A 1,259-nucleotide genomic window follows, 5' to 3' on the forward strand; every position below is an offset into this window, starting at 1 on the left:
GTGTCGCCGTCGCTGTCGGTGACCTCGAGGTTGAAGATGTCACGCACGTTGTCGATCGCGGTGCTGTCGACCGTGCTGTGATCGGTGGTGCTGGCATCGAGCGTGTAGCTCCAGCTGTAGGTGCCATCCGTCTCGGTGACGGTCAGCGTACCGTACTCGCCATTGACGGTAATGCCGTCACTACCGGCCGCCGTCACGTCAGTGCCGTTGATCACTACGCTCTGCAGGCTGTCGCCCTTCGTGTCGATGGCGAAGGTGCCGCTGGTGGTCTCGGTATCAGCGTCGGCATTGCTGCCGTCGGACAATCCCGCCTCGTCGACCACGCGCAGCGAGTCACCGGCATCCAGATCGATGTCGTCGCTCGGATCCTCCGGATCGCCGGGGTATTCCGGATTCTCCGGATCCTCCGGGACCTCCGGCGGGGTGCTCGGGTCCTCCGGCTCGCCCGGCGGAATCACGATCTCCGGCGTCGAATCCTCGGCCACATTCACCGTCAACGTCGCACTGCTGGTGTCACCGTCGGCGTCGGTGATCGTGTAATCGATCACCACGTCACCTTCCACGCCCGGTGCCGGGGTAAAGGTCACGTTGCCATCGGCCGCAATGCTCACCGTGCCCTGCGTGTCGTCACGCAGGCTGGCCGCGGTCAGCGTCGCACCGTCCGCGCCCTGGGTATCGCTGGTATCGTCGTTGTTGCTCAGCACGTTGTAGGTGACCGCGCTGTCTTCCGCGGTCTCGGCGCTATCGTCCACCGCCGTCGGCACGTCGTCCTTCACGTCGATGCCCAGACGTGCCTGGTCCGTGTCGCCGTCGCTGTCGGTGACCTCGAGGTTGAAGATGTCACGCACGTTGTCGATCGCCGGACCTTCACTCTCGTGATCGGTGGTGCTGTCGTCGAGCGTGTAGCTCCACTGATACTCACCGCCACTCTCGGACACGGTCAGCGTGCCGTACTCGCCATTGACGGTAATGCCGTCACTGCCGGCCGTCGTCACATCGGTGCCGTTGATCACCAGGCTCTGCAGACTGTCGCCCTTCGTGTCGATGGCGAAGGTGCCACTGGTGGTCTCGGTGGTCGCCTCGGCATCACTGCCATCCGACAGACCGGCCTCGTCGACCACGCGCAGCGAATCACCGGCCTCCAGATCGATGTCGTCGCTCGGGTCCTCGGGGTCGCCGGGATATTCCGGCGTCTCCGGATCGCCCGGCTCGCTCGGCGGCGTCGGTGTGCTCGGATCGCCGGGCTCACCCGGCGGAAT

The 1,259-nt window shown here is 65.2% G+C and carries 1 protein-coding gene; it reads right to left on the reverse strand.

The genetic code is table 11. The annotated features are described in order from the left end of the window. Positions 1 to 1,259, reverse strand: a 1,259-nt coding sequence (locus BUE38_RS21995; protein WP_200802220.1) for an Ig-like domain-containing protein, incomplete at both ends; no start/stop codon positions are given.

This window comes from Halomonas cupida (assembly GCF_900142755.1).
Taxonomy (GTDB): Bacteria; Pseudomonadota; Gammaproteobacteria; order Pseudomonadales; family Halomonadaceae; genus Halomonas; species Halomonas cupida.